At 63.8% G+C, this 18,546-nt stretch carries 16 protein-coding genes, 2 tRNA genes, 2 pseudogenes and 1 riboswitch; of the genes and pseudogenes, 8 read left to right on the top strand and 12 right to left on the bottom strand.

Annotated elements, in window-relative coordinates; genetic code table 11:
• Positions 1-3: 3 nt before the first annotated feature.
• Positions 4-195 (bottom strand): hypothetical protein, encoded by a 192-nt coding sequence (locus ACK8CO_RS15670; RefSeq protein ID WP_414897226.1) that lies wholly within the window; start codon positions 193-195, stop codon positions 4-6.
• A 114-nt stretch (positions 196-309) separates the two neighbouring features.
• Here ACK8CO_RS15670 and ACK8CO_RS15665 point away from each other — a divergent pair, with 114 nt between their 5' ends.
• The 5 genes and pseudogenes from ACK8CO_RS15665 to ACK8CO_RS15645 all read left to right on the top strand — a co-directional run bounded on the left by ACK8CO_RS15665 (position 310) and on the right by ACK8CO_RS15645 (position 2,955).
• Positions 310-630, top strand: a complete 321-nt coding sequence (locus ACK8CO_RS15665) for an XRE family transcriptional regulator (RefSeq protein ID WP_414897225.1) — start codon at positions 310-312, stop codon at positions 628-630.
• 86 nt (positions 631-716) lie between these two features.
• On the top strand, positions 717-971 hold the full coding sequence (locus ACK8CO_RS15660) for a type II toxin-antitoxin system ParD family antitoxin (RefSeq protein ID WP_080616988.1): 255 nt from the start codon (positions 717-719) through the stop codon (positions 969-971).
• A 4-nt stretch (positions 972-975) separates the two neighbouring features.
• A complete protein-coding gene (locus ACK8CO_RS15655; RefSeq protein WP_080616989.1) occupies positions 976-1,284 on the top strand; it encodes a type II toxin-antitoxin system RelE/ParE family toxin in 309 nt (102 codons plus the stop codon).
• A 246-nt stretch (positions 1,285-1,530) separates the two neighbouring features.
• Positions 1,531-1,755, top strand: a pseudogene (locus tag ACK8CO_RS15650) (phage integrase central domain-containing protein); the annotation flags it as partial.
• A gap of 46 nt (positions 1,756-1,801) precedes the next feature.
• Positions 1,802-2,955 (top strand): IS3 family transposase gene (locus ACK8CO_RS15645; RefSeq protein ID WP_414896501.1). Its coding sequence is split into 2 segments (ribosomal slippage): positions 1,802-2,054 and positions 2,054-2,955, totalling 1,155 coding nucleotides; the frame shifts between segments, so codons are not numbered across the junction.
• A 36-nt stretch (positions 2,956-2,991) separates the two neighbouring features.
• Here the strand turns inward: ACK8CO_RS15645 and ACK8CO_RS15640 are convergent.
• The 6 genes from ACK8CO_RS15640 to ACK8CO_RS15615 all read right to left on the bottom strand — a co-directional run bounded on the left by ACK8CO_RS15640 (position 2,992) and on the right by ACK8CO_RS15615 (position 8,074).
• Positions 2,992-3,759 (bottom strand): hypothetical protein, encoded by a 768-nt coding sequence (locus ACK8CO_RS15640; protein WP_414897224.1) that lies wholly within the window; start codon positions 3,757-3,759, stop codon positions 2,992-2,994.
• Positions 3,759-5,255, bottom strand: coding sequence for a hypothetical protein (locus ACK8CO_RS15635; RefSeq protein ID WP_414897223.1), 1,497 nt, complete (start codon positions 5,253-5,255; stop codon positions 3,759-3,761). Before ACK8CO_RS15635 ends, ACK8CO_RS15640 begins: the two co-directional genes overlap by 1 nt.
• The gene (locus ACK8CO_RS15630) at positions 5,256-6,287 is read right to left on the bottom strand and encodes a DUF4123 domain-containing protein (RefSeq protein ID WP_414897222.1); all 1,032 of its coding nucleotides are present in this window, start codon (positions 6,285-6,287) and stop codon (positions 5,256-5,258) included. It abuts the gene before it with no gap.
• A 630-nt stretch (positions 6,288-6,917) separates the two neighbouring features.
• Positions 6,918-7,337, bottom strand: a complete 420-nt coding sequence (locus ACK8CO_RS15625) for a type II toxin-antitoxin system HicB family antitoxin (RefSeq protein WP_080616995.1) — start codon at positions 7,335-7,337, stop codon at positions 6,918-6,920.
• A gap of 32 nt (positions 7,338-7,369) precedes the next feature.
• The gene (locus ACK8CO_RS15620) at positions 7,370-7,558 is read right to left on the bottom strand and encodes a type II toxin-antitoxin system HicA family toxin (RefSeq protein WP_080616996.1); all 189 of its coding nucleotides are present in this window, start codon (positions 7,556-7,558) and stop codon (positions 7,370-7,372) included.
• A 426-nt stretch (positions 7,559-7,984) separates the two neighbouring features.
• Positions 7,985-8,074: transfer RNA gene (locus ACK8CO_RS15615), tRNA-Ser, on the bottom strand.
• Positions 8,075-8,296: 222 nt separating this feature from the next.
• Here ACK8CO_RS15615 and ACK8CO_RS15610 point away from each other — a divergent pair.
• Positions 8,297-8,617: pseudogene (locus ACK8CO_RS15610) on the top strand (IS110 family transposase); the annotation flags it as partial.
• 480 nt (positions 8,618-9,097) lie between these two features.
• Here the strand turns inward: ACK8CO_RS15610 and ACK8CO_RS15605 are convergent.
• Positions 9,098-9,173: transfer RNA gene (locus tag ACK8CO_RS15605), tRNA-Ala, on the bottom strand.
• Between the two features lie 545 nt (positions 9,174-9,718).
• Between ACK8CO_RS15605 and ACK8CO_RS15600 the strand changes: the two genes are divergently transcribed.
• Entirely contained in the window at positions 9,719-10,951 is a 1,233-nt protein-coding gene (locus ACK8CO_RS15600; RefSeq protein WP_414897221.1) for a DUF2254 domain-containing protein, read from the top strand.
• A gap of 319 nt (positions 10,952-11,270) precedes the next feature.
• The gene (locus tag ACK8CO_RS15595) at positions 11,271-12,023 is read left to right on the top strand and encodes an SDR family oxidoreductase (RefSeq protein ID WP_414897220.1); all 753 of its coding nucleotides are present in this window, start codon (positions 11,271-11,273) and stop codon (positions 12,021-12,023) included.
• Positions 12,024-12,229: 206 nt separating this feature from the next.
• Here the strand turns inward: ACK8CO_RS15595 and gcvP are convergent, their stop codons facing one another.
• From gcvP to gltX, 4 genes are all read right to left on the bottom strand, one after another.
• Entirely contained in the window at positions 12,230-15,079 is a 2,850-nt protein-coding gene (gcvP, locus tag ACK8CO_RS15590) for an aminomethyl-transferring glycine dehydrogenase (RefSeq protein ID WP_414897219.1), read from the bottom strand.
• Positions 15,080-15,092: 13 nt separating this feature from the next.
• Positions 15,093-15,452, bottom strand: coding sequence for a glycine cleavage system protein GcvH (gene gcvH / locus ACK8CO_RS15585; protein WP_414897218.1), 360 nt, complete (start codon positions 15,450-15,452; stop codon positions 15,093-15,095).
• A gap of 12 nt (positions 15,453-15,464) precedes the next feature.
• A complete protein-coding gene (gcvT, locus tag ACK8CO_RS15580) occupies positions 15,465-16,595 on the bottom strand; it encodes a glycine cleavage system aminomethyltransferase GcvT (protein WP_414897217.1) in 1,131 nt (376 codons plus the stop codon).
• A 149-nt stretch (positions 16,596-16,744) separates the two neighbouring features.
• Positions 16,745-16,835: riboswitch (glycine riboswitch) on the bottom strand.
• Between the two features lie 341 nt (positions 16,836-17,176).
• Entirely contained in the window at positions 17,177-18,496 is a 1,320-nt protein-coding gene (gene gltX / locus ACK8CO_RS15575) for a glutamate--tRNA ligase (protein WP_414897216.1), read from the bottom strand.
• Positions 18,497-18,546: the final 50 nt, after the last annotated feature.

Raw genomic sequence — 18,546 nt, 5'->3', positions numbered from 1 at the left:
GGTTCACGTCGCAGCAATCCGGTCGGGACGGTCCGGACCGTTGCGCATGCTGCCGCGATCATTCGAGCATGCGAGCGCCTGAAAGTCGTTTCCGAAAAAGGGCAATCCCTTTCCATGCCCGGCGCATTGGCGGATCGCCTGCGGCGCGCGGCCGTCCACGCGCTTGATAATCTGCGGTCCCGTTTCGCAGTTCATATCGGCCACCTTCAAGTGAATGGTCGGTTCCCACAGGCGGCCGAACAAGACCACCGCGGGAACAAATGGATTCTGCCGTTTTCATGGCTCTCCAAAGATTTAACGGAGAGAAACATGAAGATGCGCGTGAAGATGGGCACAGTTGTGCCGAAGATGGGCACAGTTGTGCACCCCGAGGACGTTCCGGCTAACTATCGCGCCGCCATGGCCATGGCATTGCAAGCGGAGCTCGGATCGACCCACCGGGCGATCAAGTCCGCCATGCGGTGGACCGGCGCCAGCGAGCGGACCGTGAAATACTGGTTCGCAGGCGAGCGGGGACCGAGCGGCGAGCACCTCGTGTCGCTCGCGCGTCATTCGGATGCCGTTCTGACCGCGCTGCTTGCGCTGTCGGACCGGTTGATCCTGGATGATGCCGAGAACCGGGAGCGCTGACAGGTGAAGGCGGGGCGTGGAAAGCGCTCCCTTGTCTCGTGTTCGTTTTTGGTTATCTTGAATACGTACCGAGAAGGGAGAGCGTCATGCCTCGCACCACCACCATGACCGTCCGCGTCAGCGGCGCCCTGAGCGAGTTCGTCGCAACCAATGTCGGCGAAGACGGCGCCTACGAGAACGTCAGCGAATACATCCGGGACCTGATCCGTCGCGACAAGGAGCGCGCGGAGCACGAGGCTTTCGACCGATTGAGGGCCGAACTGAACCGAGCCTTCGCTGCGCCCGAGGACACCTACAAGCCGCTGACCGCCGCCGATGTGATCGCTCGGAACCGGACCTGACCGCATGGCAATCCGGATCCAGGAGGCGGCTTCGATCCGCCTCGACGAGATCTACCGATACACCCGCGACCGGTGGGGCGAGGCACAGGCCGAAACCTACATCACCGGTCTGTTCGCCGCCTTCGAGCAGATCGACACACGCGGTGTCATGTCGAGACCCGTACCGGCCGAGTTCGGCGTGAAAGGGTACTTCTTCCGCTACGAGCGGCATTTCGTGTACTGGCGACGGCTGTCAAATGGCGACATCGGCATCGTCACAATCCTTCACGAGCGGATGCATCAGATGGACCGCTTCAAGGAGGATTTCGGTTAAGCCTTTGTCCAAAAATGGAATTTCTGGATAAAATCTGAATCGCAGCCAGCCCGACAGACCTGGAGAACGTTGGATCCCGGTCCCGTCCCCTCCGCCAGATTTCCCGGTTTCTTCCGGGGTGGGCACCAAAACAGCCCACATTTACTGGTTTTTGACAGGTTCTCATCAACATCTGGCCCCAATCCTCCCGCAGAAAATGTGGGACAGAATGAGGGTTGAGATAAGGCAACGACATTCGAGGAGCTTGCCCGGCAAGTTCACGAAAGGAAGTTCAAGGACAACGCCAACAACGGCAAGCATATCGCGCAGCGGATTCGGACGCTCGAAACATACTCCTTCCCAACGCTGGGCAACCTGGCCGTTTCCGAGATACACCAAGACGACATAGAAGCGGTCCTTGACCCCATCTGGACATCCAAGCCGGAAACGATGATGTCTGAGCTACCCCCCGAAATTCGGACAGTGACGTAAGCTACGATTTGCAGTCTGCTGATCTTCGACGAGAAGGAGATCAGAGATGTCGAAACGCAAGCAGCACGCGCCTGAGTTCAAGGCGAAGGTCGCGCTGGAAGCCCTGAAGGGTGAAGAGACGGCGGCCGAGCTGGCGAGCCGGTTCGGAGTGCATCCGACGATGATCCATCAATGGAAGCGCGCCCTGCTCGAAGGCGCGTCCGGCGTGTTCGAGCGCGGTGGCCGCAAGAGACCCGAGATCGACGAGGAGCAGGTGAAGGAGCTCCACGCCAAGATCGGGGAGCTGGCGGTGGCCAACTCTTTTTTGGAACGAAAGCTGAAGCCCTGGGGCGGGAAGTGAGGCGCGGTATGATCGAGCCTGACCATCCTCAGCTGTCCATCGGTCAGCAGTGCAGGCTGCTGTCGATTGCGCGCTCGTCCTATTACTACGAGCCGAAGGGAGAGACCGCACAGAACCTCGGCCTGATGCGGCAGATCGACGAGCAGTTCCTGGAGACGCCGTTCTTCGGTGTCCGCCAGATGACCTGGCACCTGCGCAATGACGGGCATCTCGTGAACGAGAAGCGAATACGCCGGCTAATGCGCCTCATGGGGCTGATGCCGATTTACCAGAAGCCCAACACGAGCAGGCCGGCGAAAGGACACAAGACCTATCCTTACCTTCTGAAAGGGCTGCACGTGGATCGTCCGAACCAGGTCTGGTGCTCGGACATCACCTACCTGCCCATGCGCCGCGGGTTCCTATACCTCATAGCGATCATGGACTGGCACACGCGCAAGGTTCTATCCTGGCGGATCTCGAACACCCTGGAGGCCGACTTCTGCGTCGAAGCACTGAGCGAGGCCATCCACAAGTTCGGCCCGCCCGAGATCATGAACACGGATCAGGGCAGCCAGTTCACGTCCTTCGCCTGGACCGACCGGCTCCGCCGATCCGGTGTGCGCATCTCGATGGATGGGAAAGGCCGATTCCTCGACAACATCTTCATCGAGCGGCTGTGGCGAACCCTGAAATACGAATGCGTCTACCTGCATGCCTGGGAGACCGGATCAGAGACGAAAGGGGCTATCCGGAAATGGATGACCTTCTACAACCACCAGCGTCCTCACTCAGCCCTCGGCGGCAAGCCACCGGCGCTGGTTTATTGGCAGAGAAATGATATCAACAAACCCGATCAGCAGGTGCAAAGAGTAGCTTAAATTACGCCAGATACTGTCCAACCGATGGGGAGTAGCTCAGCCGACCGCAGGCGTGTTAAGCGCCATTGCCCTGGCCAACAGCAGGGTTCGCGCAACTGATCGCCGCGAGGCAAGGAAGAGCGCGACCATCACGAACCAGATCAGCGACGAGGCCAGCCCTTGCTCGGACAGGTCGTCGGTGATCGCGGCGATCCAGAAGCCGGGGCCGAAGACCAGAATCAGGACGACCATGCCGTATTCCAGAAAGGTGACGGCAAGATTGGGCGGCGGCAGCAGGTCGACCGGTTCGGCGGCCAAAGAGACCGGCCGCAAATACGGCACACCTTCCGCGGTTCCTATTCGTTCCTGCGCCAGGACCACCATGCGATCATGTCTGGCATTCCAGACCGCAAGCGAAAGGGAGGCCAGCGAGATGCAGATCAAGGCCGCCGTTCCCAGTGCCATCCGCATCGTCTCGAAGGCCACCAGCGAAATCGCGACTGCGGTTACCATGGGGCCGAGATAGATCATCGAGACGGAAAAGACGATGTAGCCGACAGCGCGACGCAAGACGACAAGCAGCCAGCTGGAAAGGAAAATCGTAGCGGGCAGACAGATCGCGGCCCAACTGACCCAGGCGCGCCAGGAAACGGCCTCGGGCCGGAACAGGGCGAGCGGGTCGTTGAGTTGAAGCAGCGCGGCAAAGTAGAAAACCCCGAACAGGACCGCGCCCAGAAGAGCCGCGCTGCGCAGTTTTCCGTCCCAGCATTCCGGTGCAGATCCCAGTACCAGGCGCACCGACCAGAGATTACGCAGCACCGACATCAGAACCATCCTTCGGGAACCGCTTTCGCTGCCCTGTTTTGCAGGACATTCCAGCCTTCCCGTATATCGTCCGCCGTTTCATTCGCCCAATCCTCTACCCCTTCGGCAGTTTCCACCGCCCAGTCGGCCACATCATGCGCGCTCTCGGAGGCCCAGTCGGCAGTATCCTGCGCGGCTTCGGATGCCCAGTCGGCGGCTTCTCCGGCCTTTTTCGCAGTCCAGTCCGCCGCGCGCTCCATCTGTCGGCCTGCTTCAGCCGCCGTGTCGCCGGCCCATTGCCGGGCGGAGTCATACTTGAGCATCAGATAGTCGGCGAAATCTCCCGTCACCTCGACGGCACCCTGTGCGATCGCCTCCAGCCCGTTCCCGATGGCGGTGTAGAGCTGGTCGCATTTGGTCCCCAGATCCCATCGGTTGGCGATCCAGGTCAGCACCATTCCGACGGCCAGTCCGGTACCGATGCCGGCCGCGACGACAATCGCGGCCGTCCCGAGGGTCAGCGCGGCAGCGCCACCGAAAGCGATTGCGACCGCCGAAATGACCGCTTCCGCTGCGATGGCCGAGATCCCCAACGCGATACCGTCGACGGTCAGGGTGCTCAGCAACAGGCTCCAGTCTCCTCGGGATTGCGGATTGCCGTACCACTCGACGAAATCGATCGTGCCGACGATGAACCAGCCGACGACGGGAAGTTTGCTTGCCGCACCTTCTGCAGAGGGTACGGCCGCAGTTCTCAGATTTCCGCGGGTGGCGGTGACGACCTGTGCCAACCGCGAGCGCGTCATCGCCGCAACGACCCCCGTCATCAGCTGTCGGCCGATACCCGGCTTCATCCGGGCGACGATCACGAGGGCCCCCGAACTGTCGCGCGCGACGCGCAGCGCGCCCTTGCCTCCGTCGACAAGCGCCCTGATCGCCCTCCGTCCGTTCATGCTCCGTACGGCAGCGACCACTTCGGCAATTGCGGGCGCACCGTCCGTTCCGGTCATTCTCAGGTCGATGTCATGTCCGGAGCTTTCGTAAAGGTCCTGCGCGCCCGAGATTTCGTCAATAATCTCCAGGGTGACGAGAATTGCCCTTGCAATCGCCAGCAAGACGTCATCCGGCGCGGTATCGACATCTATTTCGCCCTCGTCCAAAGACAGCGAAGGCGGGGCCTGAAGCACCAGAATTTCCTGTTCAGGCCTTTGCCCTCCCGCTTTGGCGTTCTCGTCGATCTCGCTGAGCAGAACCCCCAGATCCTGCGGGCGTGAATAGGTGAACTCCTGAAGCCTCGAGCAGACAGGATACGTGGTGCCATTCAGGATGACGTCGAGTCTGTTTGTCGTGCCCGTAAGCGTATTGGGCAGGATCATGCGCTCGCCGCTTGGCAGAATGCCGGTAGCTTCGCCATTGACGACGCCTTCCATCAGCAGGCCACCGGACGGCGAGTTTACCCGAAACAGGTTCCCCATCTCGCATCGCGCCAGCGGGTCGTCGCAGTTTACCGTCGTCACTTACGCCTCCTTCCCGATCGAGATCGCGAGGGCAAGCATATCCCTGGACCTGTCGAGATCATGTGCAGAGCCTTGAAGGATGCCGTCGAATCGCCGGTCCTGTTCCGGCGGAAAGCCGAGCATGAGCCTACTCAGGCAATATCTTTCGACCGCGCGCTCCTCGCGCAATCCCAGAGAGATTGCCGATCTTGCCATGCGGTGAAGACTGGTCAGCCTCCTGTCTTCGGACACGCTGGTCGTGGAAGGTATGACCTTTGTCAGTTTCCGGTCGAGTTTCTCGACGAACAGGTCAAGGCGGATGCGTGCAATGTCGCGCCGGAAACCGGGCCATCTGCCCGGAGAGTTTCCCGTCCGAATGTCCCGGCGCAGGTCCGGATGCGACACGTGGGCGATCGACACCATCCCCCTTACCGGTTCGGGCAGTATGAAGGTCATGTCCAGAAGGAAGTTTTCCAGGAACGGTGTCGCGGCTTCGTCATGGCCCTTCAGATAGCGCGCCAGATAAGGCGGCGCCCAGAAGCGGAAAAAGATCCACCTTCCTCCCGCGTCCTGAAATTTTGTGAACTTCCGGAGATGGGACCAGATCATGTCCAGCGACCGACTGCTCCTGATGAAGATCGCTGCGGCATTGTTCCAATATTGGCCGGCAGACTTTCCCCCGGTGAACAGCTTCCGGGTCAGGTCGGACTCCTGTTCCAGACGGACGAGCCATGGCGCGGCGTCTCCCCATTCGTCGCGTGCGTCCCCCTTGAAAAGGCATCTATGGTCCAGACCCGACGCTTCCAGAACCTCGGGAAGCATCGGCATCCGGGCCGCATCTATCAACGCAAGGACGCTATCGCCGTCATCCCCAGCCGGGAACAGATGCGGCATCAGGTCCTCGGGAACCGTCCTTGTCGGCCATTTTCCGAACTGGCTGTCGAGCGGCCTGAAATTCGTGAGAGTCTCGATGTGAAGGGCCGACAGGCCGTCCGAGGACATCTGTCCACCCGGTTTACCTCCGGAAAGGTCCATCCAGAAATCGGCCGTCATTTTAAAAGGTCCATGCCAGAAGGCCCGCTGCGACTGCGTAGGCCAGCATACAAGGCCGTCCCGGCGGCTGCGTGGCGCATCCGGTCGCCGGAGCGTGACGCGGAAAATACGTTCAGTTGGTCAGCGCTCTCGAAGTGGCAGAGCGCCAAGGCGCCCTCGCCTAGGGCGGAGGAAATCCGGCCAATCCGGAGCTCCTGATTGAAAAAGCCTCTCATGAAACACCCTCTTGAATTGCCGCGAAGGTAGTAAGTCCCCGCGCGTCATGGCAACCCCAGGCATCCCCTTACCTTCAGGGACGCTTGGCTATTGGCAGTATCATGCCGATTTGCAGAATGCTGCAAAGCAATGGAAGGTGCTGGAGTGGACACTGTCAGGAAAGCGATCAGGGACAGCTTCCAGAACCTACAGAGCCGATATCGGAAATTGGTTCACCTGTGCTCACGTGGCTTTCCACGAATGACCGCTTCCGTATTTTTTTGGCTGCTCGGGCTTGAGGCGCTCAACGTCGGCTATCGGCAGATGCCAACCAGACGGCGGCCATCTGCGCGGTGTGCGCGCTGAGGCAGGAGATGATGCCCTAGCGGCGCAGTGGACCGGACCCGGCGTTGTTGCGCTATCACATTCTGCGCCTCAAGCCGCAGCTTCCAACGCGAACCCGGGAGCCTGTCCCAACGCAGCGAACGCCGCATCGTATTGCTCCAGCCGGGTAGCATGGTTCGGATCGAACAGCCGATCTACCTGGGGCCGATGCCAGCCGAGATCCCGGACCAGATCGGCGCGGGTCTTGTCCGCATCTGACAGGGCCCAGAACAGCAGGACCTTGATCTGGAGCTGCAGCGGAACCGCCACGAGGCGCGGGCCGTCGCTCGGCCGCGGGATGTCCTCGAAACCCGATAGGCGTGATGCCAGCGCTTCGGAGATCGCTCCTTTGGCCATGCTCAGGGCTTCGACTTCGGTTTCGCCGAAGCTGGTCACCTCCGGCAGATCCGGGCAGGTCACCAAAAAGGTACCGTTGTCGTCAGGGGTCAGGTCTACGGGATAGGCCAGCATCAGGGGATCGCCTCCTTCGGGAGATCCCGGCCTCACTTGAGGCCGAGATCCTTGAGTATCTTGTTCACCAACCCCGTACCGAGTTCCTTGCGGGCCCCGTGCATCGGGATCTGGCTTTTCCTGTCGCCCAATCGAACAGTCTTGTGGCCGCTGCCCCCTTTGTGGGTTTCGAAGGTGCAGCCTTTGGAGCGCAGGAGCTTTTCGAGTTCTTTGCTGTTCATGGATATAACATAGTCAACACATCTGTTTAAGTCAACAGATGTGTTTAATCACGGTGTGGAAATCTACGCCTGCGACCCGATCTTGGACGTCTGCCCGGGCACCAGATGCAGATGGTGATATTCTGCTTCTGCGGGGCTGCCGGGGCTGCGGGTCGGCTCAGTTCACGCGGATCGCATAGACCCCACCTGGATCTGGGCCGAAGTGCGAGCGCGTGAGGCGGTAGCCAGTGCCGTCCTTCGGCGGACAGGTGCGGCAAGCCTGATCGCGAGCCCTTTCCTTCCCTCTAACTTGGTTGATTCCACCTTGCCATTTCTTTGCCAGAATACCGTGTGAGTTCCTGCGATGTTCTGGGAATCTAGGGAGAAACAAGAGCCTAGATCAACGGCGCCGGCCCCGCTGTATCTTTTTGCTTTGATTGAGTTTTATGGCGGAGACGATGGGATTCGAACCCACGAGACGGTTTCCCGCCTACTCCCTTAGCAGGGGAGCGCCTTCGACCACTCGGCCACGTCTCCGCCGCCTCGTTTAGAGATCCGGGACAGGAGAAACAAGGCCAAAATCGAGATTCCTTGGTCGCTCATATCTCATTCCACACTGTCCCCACCCTCCTGCCTGGGCGTTCACTCCCCTCATCTGGTGGATCGGGACCGGTGCCCTATCACTGGCGGAGACCTGCTTCTCCAGAATGGCATGGAAAGAAGGTTGAGTAGACGCGTTGAGTACTGCTGCTCGGGTCTGAGGCCACCGGCACCGATCACCGGCCTCTGGCACATCATCCCGGCCAGGCCGGATTCGAGTTGAAGCTCGTCTCTTCTGTCGGCCTGGCTCGAACGCGCGAGGCCCTGCACGACAGCTGGGACAAGAACGACCCGAAGGACGCCCAGGTCATCCTGCACATGCTGGAGAACGGCGCCGTGCAGTTCTTTCATGATCCCCTGGTCGTCGGGATCGCCGACATTCAGGAGCTGTCGAAGACGCATGAGATCGTCTCGCGTTCGAAGACCGAGCTCTGGCACCGCATTCCGACGCATTACCTGCCGCTCTACTTTCCCGAGGCCGTCTTCGCCGTGAAGCCTACACCGCAATCGCGGCAAAGATGGCGCGCACCGTACACGCCGTGGTCAAACACGGCGCACCCTATCGCCCCTTCTTCGAGCGGGGCGCCCACGCCGATCTGCCGAACCACGTCGGCAATCTTCACTCCCCGAGCTCGCAGCACGTGGAACTGCCACAGATTCATGAGGGTGATTTAGGGCTTCTCTGGTTTGCCGGCCATCGTCGTCGTCCTGCGTGATACGGGACAAAATACCCCAAGGGCGGACCTGCCCTATCCTTCGATGCGACGGGACCTCCGTGTCGTGCGGATCACACCTGATGACGGGCAAAAATCCATGGATCGCAGCTCGGCACCCGAAGACGACAGGTTCACGGGAAAACCCACCAGACCGGCCGCTTTGTGTCATCAAACATGCTGAAAAGCATTCGGCACGCTTATGCGTTCAAAGCGCACAGCTATTCTTCATTTTCACAAGGGTACTTGGTGGAGCCGAGGGGGATCGAACCCCTGACCTCGTCATTGCGAACGACGCGCTCTCCCAACTGAGCTACGGCCCCGGTGAGCGGTCATTTGCAGTATGGCGCGGGGGATGTCAAGCGGTCTGCCCCATATGATGATGCAGAAATTTCGCAATCTTCAGCAGCGGCCGCGCCGGGACCGACCAAGCGGAAACTCGCCCCCTCGCAGACAGGCGGCGACGCGGTCCGCCCTCCTGTCGCTCCGGGGGCTGCAGAAGGTACGATCCGAGATCCCTGGGACCTGCCACGGCCTCATCCGGCAGGCCTGCCAGCAGCCTTCCCGGATACCGACCGGACGTGGCCGATCGTCCTTTCTGCCCGCCCCGAGCCCATGCGTACGCCCCAACGCCCCGGCCCCTATTCCGAGGCCAGCCCCAATCAGCCCGCGGGCAGAAAGAGAGGGCCTGTCGGTTGCGGCGCATCGACCCCGGGGGCCAGCCACGGCGTTCCGTATTGCGCAGGCACCGGAACGAATCCGCCCGTCCGGGCGAGAGGCCTCCCGCGCCTCTGGGCCGCAACCGGCTTTACCCCTCCGCGCCACGGGCTAGGATCGAACGGATGCAGCGGCAGCGGGAGACCCAGGGATGAGATCGCTTCGGCTCTGGCAGGTTCTGCGCCTGTCGCGTCGGCTCTGGGTGCGCACCAGCCTGATCGCGGTGCTCGGGATCGTCGCGGCGGGGGCGGCGGCGCTGCTGGGGCCGGTCATTCCGCAAGAGCTGGCCGACCGGCTGGGCAAGGACGCCGTGATGCCGGTACTCGACGTGCTGGCCTCGTCGATGCTGGCGGTCACGACCTTCTCGCTGTCGATCATGGTCACGACGCATCGCCAGGCCTCGTCGCAGGTGACGCCGCGCTCGCACCGGCTGCTTCTGGAGGACACCACGACCCAGACCGTGCTGGCGACCTTCATCGGCGCCTTCATCTTCGCGCTGGTCTCGATCATCCTGTTCCGGGCCGGTGCCTATACCGGCGCCTCCGCCTTCGTGCTGTTTGCCTTCACCGTGCTGGTGGTGGTGCTGGTCGTGGTGGCGATCCTGCGCTGGATCGACCATCTGTCGCGGCTGGGCAGCATGGACGAGACCATTGCCCAGGCCGCCACCCGCGCCCGCGAAACCCTTGCCGTTGCCCGTGCCGCCCCGAGCCTGCTGGCCACCCCCCTGCCCGATGGCGCGCCCCCACCCGACGGCGCCGAGCCCGTGCCCGCGCCCCAGGGCGGCTATGTGCAGCTTGTCGACATGGCGGCGCTGTCCGAGCAGGCCGAGAAGGCCGGGGCCCAGATCTGGATCACGGCCGTGCCCGGCTGCTTTCTCGTCGCCGGGCGGGCGCTGGCCCATATCCATCCGCCGGGCGCGCTCGACACCGCGCGGGTGTCGGCCGCCTTCGAGATCAAACCGATCCGCAGCTTCGAGCAGGATGTCCGTTTCGCGCTGATCGTGCTGTCGGAAATCGCCTCGCGGGCGCTTTCGCCGGGGCTGAACGACCCCGGCACCGCCATAGACGTCCTCGGGCGGCTGGAACGGCTGCTGGCCGAATGCCCCCCCCCGGGCGACGAGATCCGCTACCCGAAGCTCCATGCCCCGGCGCTGCGGGCCGAAGACCTGGTCGAGGATGCCTTCGCCGCCATCGCCCGCGACGGCGCGCCGATGCGCGAGGTGGCCCGCCGGCTGATCCATGCGCTGAACACGCTGCGCCAGGGCGACGATCCGGGCCTCGCCCGGGCCGCCGAGGCGATGACCCGGCGGGCGCTGGCCCATGCCGAGGCCGCGCTGGTCATCGAGGAGGACAAGGCCGCGCTCCGTCGTCTGGCCGAGATCTAGGCGCAAGCGAGCTGGCGCGGGGTTCGAAGACCGGCCTCCCGGAGGAAAAATATCGTCTGGAAGCAGGGCGGTGAAATCTCGGCGCGGGGCCGGAACTGGCTTTGCCCTCAGAAATGTCTGCCCCTCACGGGCGCGCCCGGCGCAGCCGTTCAGCCGGAAAGCGGAGAACGACAACGCCGAGCCCAGTGTCACCGATGCTGCGACCTAAACGCATGATCGCTTAGGCCCCTCGACAGGGTGTGTTTGCGCAAGAAACGGGTCGGTCGAACGGCGCCATTTGATTAGGAACCTTCCGACACTTCAGCAAACGGAGACGGGAATGCTTCTGGCGGGAAAGACTATCATCATTACTGGCGCAAGCAGTGGCATCGGGGCAGCAGCGGCGAAGATTTTCGCGGCGGAGGGCGCCAGACTGGTCCTCGGGGCGCGTCGTGCCGAACGGCTCGACGAAATTACCAACGAGATTTTGGCCGATGGTGGCGAAGCCGACTATGTGGCGGGGGACGTCGAGGAGAGCGGATACGCGAAAGAGCTGGTTCGACGCGCAGAAACGAGATTCGGTGGTCTTGATGGTTCGTTCAACAATGCTGGCGTGACCGGAGAAATGGGTCCGATCCCCGACATGGATGAAAGCAACTGGCACAAGGTGATGGCGGTGAATCTCAACAGCGGATTCCACGCTGCCAAATACCAGATACCGGCCATGCGCAAACGCGGCGGTGGCTCGATTGTCTTCACGTCCTCCTTCGTAGGGCACACGATCGGTCTGCCCGGCATGGGAGCCTACGCCGCGGCAAAAGCGGGACTGATTGGTTTGACCCAGGTTCTCGCAGCGGAACACGGGGCTGAGAACATTCGTGTCAACGCGCTTTTGCCAGGGGGAACTATGACACCGATGGCAGGAGAAGATACTGGTTTTCACGAGGTCGTGCGAGGCTTCCATGCGCTTAAGCGCATGGCTGAACCGTCTGAGATCGCGCGGGCGGCTCTCTTCCTTCTGTCCGATCATGCGTCTTTCGTGACCGGGAGCGCAATGATCGCGGATGGCGGAAACTCGATCAACAAACTCTGAGGCGCAAGAAGCGGACGTTGGCCAAGTGAGTGCCAGGGTCCACTTCGGTCCGCATGTCTGACGCCCGCGTCGCGCCGGAAGGCCGGTTCGGCACAGAGCGCCCGCCAGAAGGCCAGGCTTCTGACCAAACGGGCCGAACCATCAGGTGCTGCTCATGAAAACGGCCCCGGACAGAAGCCGGGGCCGTTTTCATGACCCGAGCGGGCCTATTCGGCGGCGTCGGCCACCTCTTCGACCGGCGGGCAGGTGCAGATCAGGTTGCGGTCGCCATAGGCATTGTCGACGCGCCCGACCGGCGGCCAGTACTTGTCGACCCGGAACGCGCCGGGCGGGAAGCAACCCTGCTCGCGCGAATAGGGGCGGTCCCAGTCGGCGACCAGATCCTCGACCGTATGCGGCGCCTTCTTGAGCGGGTTGTTGCCCTTCTCGATCCGGCCCTCGGCGATCTCGCGGATCTCGTCGCGGATCGCCAGCATCGCGGTGATGAAGCGGTCGAGCTCGGCCTTGGTTTCCGACTCGGTCGGCTCGATCATCAGCGTGCCCGCCACCGGCCAGCTCATGGTCGGCGCATGGAAGCCGCAATCGATCAGCCGCTTGGCGATGTCGTCGACCGTGACCCCGGCCGTGTCCACGAAATCGCGGGTATCGATGATGCACTCATGCGCGACCCGGCCGTTGCGGCCCTTGAACAGCACGTCATAGGCGCCCTCGAGCCGCTTGGCGATGTAATTGGCGTTCAGGATCGCGGCCTTGGTTGCCTGGGTCAGCCCCGCGCCGCCCATCAGCAGCACATAGGCATAGCTGATCGGCAGGATCGAGGCAGAGCCGTTCATCGCCGCGCTGACCGCGCCCGCCTCGCCCGTCACCGGATCCGAGGGCAGGAAGGGCGCCAGATGCGCCTTGACCCCGATCGGGCCCATGCCCGGGCCGCCGCCGCCATGCGGGATGCAGAAGGTCTTGTGCAGATTGAGGTGGCTGACATCCGAGCCGATCTCGCCCGGCCGGACGAGCCCGACCAGCGCGTTCAGGTTGGCCCCGTCCAGATAGACCTGGCCGCCATGGGCATGGGTGATCTCGCAGACCTCGCGTACGGTCTCCTCGAAGACGCCATGGGTCGAGGGATAGGTGATCATGCAGGCCGCCAGATCGCCGCCCGCGGCCTCGGCCTTGGCGCGGAAATCCTCGAGGTCGATATCGCCGTTCTCTGCCGATTTGACCGCGACGACCTTCATCCCCGCCATCTGCGCCGAAGCCGGGTTGGTGCCATGGGCCGAGGTCGGGATCAGGCAGATATGCCGGTGCCCCTCACCCTGTGCGCGGTGATAGGCGGCGATGGTCAAGAGCCCGGCATATTCGCCCGAGGCCCCCGAATTGGGCTGGAACGACATCGCGTCATAGCCGGTGATCCGGCACAGCTTGTCGGACAGATCCTCCAGCATCTCGGTATAGCCCCGGACCTGATCGGCCGGCACCAGCGGGTGGACATTGGCAAATTCCGGCCAGGTGATCGGCATCATCTCGACCGCGGCATTCAGCTTCATGGTGCAGGACCCCAGAGGGATCATCGCCCGGTCGAGCGCCAGATCGCGGTCGGCCAGACGGCGCATGTAGCGCATCATCTCGGTCTCGGCCCGGTTCATCTGGAAGACCGGATGGGTCAGGAACTCGCTCTCGCGGATCAGGCCCGCGGGGAAGCGGTACTCGCCGTCGCCGCCCTTGTCCTTGCGCGTGATCCCGAAGGCGCGCCAGAGCGCCTCGATGGATGCGGGCCGGGTGGTCTCGTCCAGCGCGATGCCAAGCCTGGTGGTGCCGATCCGGCGCAGGTTGATCTTCTCGGCCAGCGCCGCGTTGTAGATCACGCCCTGCATCGGGCCGACTTCGACGGTGAAGGTGTCGAAGAATTCGGCCGGTTCGACGGTGAACCCCGCCTCCTGCAGCCCGCGAGCGGTGCGCACGGCCTTGCGGTGGATGCGCTGGGCGATGGCCTTGAGCCCCTTGGGCCCGTGGAAGACGGCATAGAAGCCCGCCATCACCGCAAGCAGAGCCTGGGCGGTGCAGACATTCGATGTCGCCTTCTCGCGGCGGATATGCTGCTCGCGGGTCTGGAGCGCCAGGCGGTAGGCCTTGTTGCCGCGCGCATCGACCGAGACGCCGACGATCCGGCCGGGCATGGCGCGCTTGTAGGCGCCGCGGCAGGCCATGTAGGCGGCATGGGGGCCGCCAAAGCCCATCGGCACGCCGAAGCGCTGGGTCGAGCCCACGGCAATGTCGGCCCCCATCGCGCCCGGCTCCTTCAGCACGACAAGCGCCATCGGATCGGCCACGACGATGCCCAGCGCCTGGGCCGCGTGCAGATCGGCGATCGGGCCGGTGAAGTCATGGATATGGCCATAGGTGCCGGGATACTGGAAGATGCCGGCAAAGACCTTTTCGGGCTCGAGATCGGTGAAGGGATCGCCGACGATCACCTCGATGCCCAGCGGCTCGGCCCGGGTCCGGATCACCGCGATGTTCTGCGGATGGCAGTCGCGGTCGACGAAGATCGCGCCCGCCTTCGATTTCGCCACCCGCTGGGCCATGGTCATGGCCTCGGCGCAGGCGGTGGCCTCGTCCAGAAGCGAGGCATTGGCGATTTCAAGGCCGGTGAGGTCCGACACCATCGTCTGGTAGTTCAGCAGCGCCTCGAGCCGACCCTGGCTGATTTCCGGCTGATAGGGCGTGTAGGCGGTGTACCAGGCCGGGTTTTCCAGGATGTTGCGCTGGATCGCGGGCGGGGTGACGGTGCCGTAATAGCCCTGCCCGATCAACGTGGTGAAGGCGCTGTTCTTCTGGGCGATCTGGCGCATCGACCACAGCATCTCGCGTTCGGATTTGGGCTTGCCGAAATCGAGCGGCTCGGCTTGCAGGATGCTGTCGGGCACGGTTTCGGCGATCAGGGCCTCGAGGCTGTCAAGCCCCAGCACCTCCAGCATGTCGGTCATCTCCTCCGGAGAGGGGCCGATATGGCGGCGGTTCGCGAAATCGTAGGGCAGGTAGGTGCTGGGGGTATAGGTCATGGCTGTCCCGAAATCAGTCGATGAAGGCGCGGTAGGCGGCTTCGTCCATGAACGCGTCGAGCTCCGAGAGATCCGCGATCTTCATCTTGAAGAACCAGCCATCGCCGGTCGGGTCCTCGTTGACCTTGGCGGGCGCGTCGGTCAGCGCCTGGTTGACCTCGACGATCTCGCCATCCAGGGGCGCAAGGATGTCGGAAGCGGCCTTGACGCTTTCGATCACCACGACCTCGTCATCCTTCGAGACCGTCGTGCCCTCTTCGGGCAGATCGACGAAGACCACGTCGCCAAGCTGTTCGGCGGCATGATCGGTGATGCCCACGACGACGAGATCGTCCTCGACGCGGAGCCATTCGTGCTGTTCGGTGAATTTCATCGCTATTGTCCCTCAGCGCTTGTAGGTCGACGGGCGGAACGGCAGGCGCACGATTTCGGCCGGCAGGCGTTTGCCGCGCACCTCGCCCCAGAGTTTGGCCCCTTCCAGGGCAAGATCGACGGGCACGTAGCCCATGGAGACCGGCGCCCCGACCGACGGGCCGAACCCGCCCGAGGTCACCGTGCCGACAGGATCGCCACCGGTCTCGGTCGCGAAAAGCGGCGTGCCCTCGCGCATCGGCGCGCGGCCTTCGGGGCAGAGCCCCACCCGCTGGCGCGCCGCGCCGGTGGCGAGCTCGCCAAGGATGCGCTCAGCCCCCGGAAAACCGCCCTCGCGCGCGCCGCCGGTACGGCGGGCCTTCTGGATCGCCCAGGCCAAATCGGCCTCGACCGGCGTGGTTTCGGTGTCGATGTCATGGCCGTAGAGGCAGAGCCCGGCCTCGAGCCGCAGGCTGTCGCGGGCGCCAAGCCCGATCGGCTCGACCGCCTCATGGGCCAGAAGCTGCCGGGCCAGCGCCTCGGCGCGCTCGACCGGCACCGAGATCTCGAACCCGTCCTCGCCGGTATAGCCCGAGCGCGACACCCAGAGCGGGCCGTCAGCCGTGTCGATGATCGCCACATCCATGAAGCGCATGTCGGAAACGCCGGGCGCCAGGGTTTCCAGCACCGCCTCGGCCTCGGGCCCCTGCAGCGCCAGAAGCGCGCGGTCGGTCAGTTCGACGATGTCGCAATCGCAGCCGATGGAGGCGTGCAGATGGGCGATGTCCGCCGTCTTGCAGGCGGCGTTGAGCACGACGAACAGATCGTCGCAGCGCCGCGCCACCATCAGGTCGTCCAGAATGCCGCCGGCCTCGTTGGTGAACATCGCATAGCGCTGACGGCCGAGCTTCAGCCCGACCAGATCCACCGGCACCAGATGTTCCAGCGCGATGGCCGCATGCTCGACGACGCCCGATTTCGGGCGCAGGCTGACCTGGCCCATATGGCTGACATCGAACAGCCCCGCACGCGCCCGGCAATGCAGGTGTTCCTTCATCACGCCGAGGCCGTATTGCACGGGCATCTCGTAGCCCGCGAAAGGCACCATCTTCGCGCCCAGTTCCAGATGCAGATCGTAAAGCGCAGTGCGCTGCAAGCCCGACATGGCAACCCGTTCCCCTGGCCGGATGCGTGCATGCATCGCGGCATCGCGGACGCCCCCGATGGACGTCCCTTCCGATGCCCCCTCTGTCCCTTTTGCCTGAGATCGCTATCCCTTCGGCGGACGCCTTGCGCGCCTCTCTCCAGAGTCTGTGCCCGTCCGCGGTCCTGCGGCCTGAGAGTTTACCGGGGCGGTTGCTCCTTCGGCACCGGCCTTGCGGCCGGATTCTCCCGTGGACGGTTGGCACTTGATCTAGATCATGGGCGAAGAACGGGCAAGGGCTTGCACAGTCCCGCGCGGGCCCCTGCCCCTTGAACCTGTCTGTGAAGGGACCGCGACGGGCGGGACCGGCCGGCCGGAGCAGGTGGTTTCTTCCGGAGGGCCGAAGGGACCTGCGCCCGCCGGATGACGTCACCGGATGACGTCACCGCGCGCCCCGTGCCGGCCCATCGCATGCACATGCCCCTCAGCCGGGCCTGCGCCTCCCGGAAGGCCCGGAAAGGGCAGGAAGAGCGGCTGAGGGGGAGAGCCGGGCGGCAAGGCGGAGGGCCGCCGCCCGGCAGGATGGCGCAGAGGTCCGGGGCTCAGCCCGGCTTCTTCTGGAACAAGGGCAGCAGGTCGCCCAGTTCCGGGCCGCGCTCGCGGCCGGTGACGGCCTTGCGCAGCGGCATGAACAGCTTGCGGCCCTTGCGGCCGGTCTTTTCCTTCACCGCCTGGGTCCAGGTCGACCAGCTGTTCTCGTCATAGGGCGGCTCGGGCAGCATCGTCAGCGCCTCGGCGACGAAATCGCGGTCCTCGTCCTCCACCAGCGGGTCCGCGCCATCTCGGCAAAGCGCCCACCAGCCCGCCAGATCGTGGCGGGTGACGATGTTCTCGTGCACCGCCAGCCAGAACCTCTCGGCCTGATCGTCCGGCACGCCCAGCGCCGCGATCTCGTCCCTGACCGCGCCGAAGGGCAGCCCGTGCAGATGCCGGGCGGTCAACGGGAATAGGTCTTGTTCGTCGAACTTGGTCGGCGCCGCGCCGAACGTGCCGATATCGAAGCTCTCGATCAGCTCGTCGAGGCTCTCGATGAGCTCGACCGGCTGCGACGAGCCGAGCCGCGCCATCAGCGACAGGAGCGCCATCGGTTCGACCCCCTGCTTGCGCAGATCGCGCAGCGACAGATGCCCCAGCCGCTTGGACAGCGCCTCGCCCTGGGGCCCGGTCAGCAGCGAATGGTGGGCAAAGCGCGGCACCGTGCCGCCGACCGCCCCGATGATCTGGATCTGGGTCGCGGTATTGGTGACGTGATCCGAGCCGCGCACGATATAGCTCACGCCCATGTCGACATCGTCGACCACCGAGGCGAAGGTATACAGCACCTGCCCGTCGCCCCGGATCAGCACCGGGTCCGACACGCTGGCCGCGTCGATCGAGATGTCGCCGAGAATGCCGTCGGTCCACTCGATCCGCTCACGGTCGAGCAGGAAGCGCCAATGCCCGGGGCGCCCGGCCCGAAGCGCGGCCTTCTCGTCCCCGGACAGCTCGAGCGCGGCGCGGTCATAGACCGGCGGCTTGCCCATGTTGAGCTGCTTCTTGCGCTTCAGGTCCAGCTCGGTCGGGGTCTCGAAACATTCGTAGAGCCTGCCCGAGGCGCGCAGCTCGGCGGCAACCTCGGCATAGCGGTCGAGCCGGGCCGATTGCCGCTCTTCGCGATCCCAGGTCAGACCCAGCCATTCCAGGTCTTCCCGGATCCCGTCGGCATATTCCTGCTTGGAGCGTTCCGGATCGGTGTCGTCGAGGCGCAGGATGAAGGTCCCGCCGGCCTTGCGGGCGATCAGGTAGTTGAACAGCGCGGTGCGCAGATTGCCCACATGCAGGTATCCGGTGGGCGACGGAGCGAAACGGGTGACGGTCGTCATGGGTATTCTCCTTGCGCGCCCGCTCTTCCACAACGGCGCGGTTTTGTCCA

This window comes from Rhodovulum sp. HP10 (assembly GCF_047553435.1).
Taxonomy (GTDB): Bacteria; Pseudomonadota; Alphaproteobacteria; order Rhodobacterales; family Rhodobacteraceae; genus Rhodovulum.
This window is presented reverse-complemented; position numbering and strand designations above follow the sequence as displayed.

Excerpts from the sequence above, each read along its gene's own strand:
- ACK8CO_RS15655 (WP_080616989.1), top strand. The coding sequence starts at position 976 with ATGGCAATCCGGATCCAGGAGGCGGCTTCGATCCGCCTCGACGAGATC.
- ACK8CO_RS15670 (WP_414897226.1), bottom strand. The coding sequence starts at position 195 with ATGAACTGCGAAACGGGACCGCAGATTATCAAGCGCGTGGACGGCCGC.
- ACK8CO_RS15600 (WP_414897221.1), top strand. The coding sequence starts at position 9,719 with ATGAGATCGCTTCGGCTCTGGCAGGTTCTGCGCCTGTCGCGTCGGCTC.
- ACK8CO_RS15625 (WP_080616995.1), bottom strand. The coding sequence starts at position 7,337 with ATGCTGGCCTATCCCGTAGACCTGACCCCTGACGACAACGGTACCTTT.
- ACK8CO_RS15660 (WP_080616988.1), top strand. The coding sequence starts at position 717 with ATGCCTCGCACCACCACCATGACCGTCCGCGTCAGCGGCGCCCTGAGC.
- gcvH (WP_414897218.1), bottom strand. The coding sequence starts at position 15,452 with ATGAAATTCACCGAACAGCACGAATGGCTCCGCGTCGAGGACGATCTC.
- gcvP (WP_414897219.1), bottom strand. The coding sequence starts at position 15,079 with ATGACCTATACCCCCAGCACCTACCTGCCCTACGATTTCGCGAACCGC.
- ACK8CO_RS15665 (WP_414897225.1), top strand. The coding sequence starts at position 310 with ATGAAGATGCGCGTGAAGATGGGCACAGTTGTGCCGAAGATGGGCACA.
- ACK8CO_RS15620 (WP_080616996.1), bottom strand. The coding sequence starts at position 7,558 with ATGAACAGCAAAGAACTCGAAAAGCTCCTGCGCTCCAAAGGCTGCACC.
- gcvT (WP_414897217.1), bottom strand. The coding sequence starts at position 16,595 with ATGTCGGGCTTGCAGCGCACTGCGCTTTACGATCTGCATCTGGAACTG.
- gltX (WP_414897216.1), bottom strand. The coding sequence starts at position 18,496 with ATGACGACCGTCACCCGTTTCGCTCCGTCGCCCACCGGATACCTGCAT.
- ACK8CO_RS15630 (WP_414897222.1), bottom strand. The coding sequence starts at position 6,287 with ATGACGGCCGATTTCTGGATGGACCTTTCCGGAGGTAAACCGGGTGGA.
- ACK8CO_RS15595 (WP_414897220.1), top strand. The coding sequence starts at position 11,271 with ATGCTTCTGGCGGGAAAGACTATCATCATTACTGGCGCAAGCAGTGGC.
- ACK8CO_RS15640 (WP_414897224.1), bottom strand. The coding sequence starts at position 3,759 with ATGTCGGTGCTGCGTAATCTCTGGTCGGTGCGCCTGGTACTGGGATCT.